At 67.1% G+C, this 2,891-nt stretch carries 2 protein-coding genes and 1 pseudogene; 2 read left to right on the forward strand and 1 reads right to left on the reverse strand.

Features of this window, described 5'->3' with window-relative positions:
- Nucleotides 1-197: 197 nt before the first annotated feature.
- Nucleotides 198-1,334: a phospholipase D-like domain-containing protein gene (locus AOQ53_RS26975; RefSeq protein WP_078945528.1), complete on the reverse strand. Its 1,137-nt coding sequence runs from the start codon at nt 1,332-1,334 to the stop codon at nt 198-200.
- A 302-nt stretch (nt 1,335-1,636) separates the two neighbouring features.
- On the opposite strand from AOQ53_RS26975, the pseudogene AOQ53_RS46595 reads away from it, so the two are divergent.
- Both AOQ53_RS46595 and AOQ53_RS46600 read left to right on the forward strand, forming a co-directional pair.
- Nucleotides 1,637-1,803, forward strand: a pseudogene (locus tag AOQ53_RS46595) (hydrophobic protein); the annotation flags it as partial.
- A gap of 670 nt (nt 1,804-2,473) precedes the next feature.
- Nucleotides 2,474-2,842, forward strand: coding sequence for an ATP-binding protein (locus AOQ53_RS46600; protein WP_236711833.1), 369 nt, complete (start codon nt 2,474-2,476; stop codon nt 2,840-2,842).
- The last annotated feature ends 49 nt before the right edge of the window (nt 2,843-2,891 follow it).

A 2,891-nucleotide genomic window follows, 5' to 3' on the forward strand; every position in this document is an offset into this window, starting at 1 on the left:
GATATCCATCGCAAGATCATGACCGCGAATGGCTATCCGGCGTCACCACCGACTACGGGCCAGAGCCGTTCATTTGACAGACCCACCGACGAGGCTGGGAAGTGCGCGGAGGCGCGGTACGAGGAGGGCGGCGGCGTTCACACGCCGACATGGGCCGCCAGCGCGCAGGCGTGAAGTGCCTCGGCCCTGCCCGTGTATTACAGGAAGCGGCGGATGGGGGCGACGGCCGCCTCCCGCAGTCGCCGCGTGGCGGAGCGGCGTATCCAGCGGCCCTTCTCAATTTGCTGACTGACCTGCAGGTCTTCGTCGAAGTGCCGGTTGAAGGTGGCGGCGAAGTCTTCGTCCAGGACGGCGAGCATGACTTCTTCGTCGTGGTCGAGAGAGCGGCGGTTGAAGTTGGTGGATCCGATCAGGGCGGCGACCTGGTCGACGGTGATGACCTTGGCGTGCATCATCGTCGGCTGGTACTCGAAGATGCGCACCCCGCAGTCGAGCAGGTCTTCGTAGAAGTGCTGGCCGGCCAGCTGGCAGACGCGCTTGTCCGTGTGGGGCCCGGGCAGCAGGATTTCCACCTCGACGCCGCGTCGGGCGGCCGCGCACAGCAGGTCGATGAAGTAGGCGTCGGGGGCAAAGTAGGCGGTGGCCAGCCGAAATCGTTCCTGAGAGCATTCGATCATGACTCGCAGCAGGGTCTGCATGTCCTGCCAGCCGAGACTGGCCGAGCCGCGGACGACCTGGACCACGGCGTCGCCTTCCCGTGTGTGGTCGCTGAAGCGGTCGCGCTTGTCGAAGAGGGTGTCGTGGCATTCGGCCCAGTTCTGTGCGAAGGCGGCGGCGATGCCGTCCACCGCGGGTCCGCGTACCTGAACGTGGGTGTCGCGCCATTCGTGCTCGTTGCGAGCGTCTCCGCACCATTCCTCGGCGATACCCACTCCGCCGGTGAACGCCGTCTCCTCGTCCACGACCACCACCTTGCGATGGCAGCGGTGATTCTGCTTGAACGGGGTGAGGTACAAGGGCTTACGGAACCACGCCACCTCGACCCCGGCCCGCTCCATCAAATCCAGCAAATTCCGTTCGATCTGCCGACTGCCGAAGCCGTCCAGCAGCAGCCGCACACGCACACCATTTTGAGCCCGGTCAGCCAGCGCCTCGGCGAACTGGCGGGCTATATCGCCACGCCAGTACACGAACGTCATCATGTCCACGGTGTGTTCGGCGCTGCGGATGCTCTTCAGCATCGCCGCGAATATCTCGTCCCCGTTGCGCAGCGCCAGCAGCGCGTTGCCTTCCGTGGCGGCGATGCCGATCAGCCGCTCCAGAAGACGCCGCATCCGCTGTTTGTGCTCCGCCGGAGACAAGGATGGCGCGGCAGCCACGTGGGACCCTTGCGACTCGGTGCGTGTGCTGGTCACGGCTCCTCCTCGCCGGTCGAAGAAGGCCGCCCCGCGCGTCCGGCACCGCCGAGGCGAGCCGACTGTACACAGGCACAGTGAACCGGGACAGCGCCGGGACCGGCCGATCCGCAGAACAGCAGCGGCACACATTACACCGCAGGGCAGGAGGGTCAAACCCGGAAACCCGCGCACATGCCCTTCTTGAAGGCGGCGCACATGGTTTTTGGAAGTCGATAATCGTGGTTGCCCTGCTGCTCGTTCTGCTTCTCGCACTCATCCTTTTTGCGGTGGCTTCGCCATCAAAGCCCTGTGGTGGATAGCAGTCATCGTTCTCGTGGTGTGGCTGCTGGGGTTCCTTGTGCGGCCCGCCGCCACCGACGGCCGCCGCGGCCGCCGGTACCGCTGGCAGTCAGCACGGTTGCATAGGCGGGCCGGGCCAGAGGAGCCCTCTTGCCCGGCCCGCCTATGCAAAGCGCCAACCCCGCTGATGGCTGATAACGCGTTAACCTCGCCGTTTCGGTTGGGCTGAGGCGGCTGCGTTGATCATCAACTGTTGGGTGAGCGAGGCGATTCTGTTGCCTGGGCATGGTGGAGTCCTGGCGCAATGGCCGGGTTCTCCGGGTCCTTCGGATCGTGGGTGGGCGGGGGCCGCAGGTCAGTCAACCGGTCGGGGCAGTACGGCAAGGCGGTGGAAAGCCGTGGCCAGTTCGTGTCTCCAGGGCCAGGTCGCCGAGCTCCGCAGGCGGAGGCGGCGTCCACGAGCTGCTGGGTGAGGCGGGGGCAATGTCTCGGAGCTGAGGCGTTGGCTGGTGGCTGTTGGCGGTGAGGCCCCGGTTCCGTCGATGTCGACGTTGAGCCGGGTGATCCGCAGGGACCGTCGGGCGGGGCGGGCTTTGCTGACCGGGCGGAAGCCTGAGGTTGCCGGGGCGCGTCGGCCGGATCCCCTCAGCGCGCTGGGCCTGAACGTGGTGACCGAGAAGGGCGGCGGTGGGCAGGTGTTTCTGCGGGAGCAGAAGCACTTGGCGCAGGTCCCGGTACCGGGTGCCCAGGTGGTGCATACGTCTGCCGTTCGGTCGGTGCTGGGGACGGTGGCGCACACGGCGGCCGGGACGGTGGTGTGTTTGTACGGCGACGCCGGCCAGGGGAAGACGGTCGCGCTGCAGTACGCCCTGTCCCAGCTGCCGCACCCGGCCAGGGCCCACCTGGTCCATGTCGGTGTGCACCCGACGGTTCCCGAACTGCGTCGGGTACTCGCGGACGCCCTTGAGCCGGGCAGGCGTCTGCCGCACGGGGCGGGGGAGGCCGACCTGGTTCTGGTGAACGCGCTACGACAGCCTCGCGTGCTGGTGCGGGACGAGGCACAGCGCCTTCCAGGGCCGGCGCTGGAGTTTCTGCGCGGGCTGTGGGACCACCCGGACACGGACACGGCACTAGGGTCTGTGTGATGTCGGGATCAATCTTGCCGAATCGGGTCCGTCTGGGAGGCGGATCCGG

The organism is Streptomyces azureus (genome assembly GCF_001270025.1).
GTDB lineage: Bacteria > Actinomycetota > Actinomycetes > Streptomycetales > Streptomycetaceae > Streptomyces > Streptomyces azureus.

Coding starts and splice junctions, on each gene's coding strand:
- AOQ53_RS26975 (WP_078945528.1), bottom strand. CDS start 1,334: ATGCGGCGTCTTCTGGAGCGGCTGATCGGCATCGCCGCCACGGAAGGC.